Origin of the sequence: Streptomyces sp. NRRL S-646 (genome assembly GCF_000720765.1) — a bacterium.
In the GTDB taxonomy this organism is placed as follows: domain Bacteria; phylum Actinomycetota; class Actinomycetes; order Streptomycetales; family Streptomycetaceae; genus Streptomyces.
The window spans coordinates 1-274 of record NZ_JODC01000123.1; the positions used below are offsets into that span (position 1 = coordinate 1).

Below are 274 nucleotides of genomic sequence, written 5' to 3' on the forward strand. Positions count from 1 at the left end.
CATCGTGCTGGCCACCGTGCGCGGCGACGTGCACGACATCGGCAAGAACCTCGTCGACATCATCCTGTCCAACAACGGCTACAACGTCGTCAACCTCGGTATCAAGCAGCCGGTCTCGGCGATCCTGGAGGCCGCCGCCGAGCACCGCGCCGACGTGATCGGCATGTCCGGGCTCCTGGTCAAGTCCACGGTGATCATGAAGGAGAACCTGGAGGAGCTCAACCAGCGCGGCCTGGCCGCCGACTTCCCGGTCATCCTCGGCGGCGCCGCGCTC

General features: G+C 66.4%; 1 protein-coding gene. It reads left to right on the top strand.

Annotation, left to right across the window (positions count from 1 at the left end; all coding sequences use genetic code 11):
- Positions 1-274: cobalamin-dependent protein (locus IH68_RS51465; protein ID WP_037886785.1), on the top strand; the 274-nt coding region annotated here is incomplete at both ends.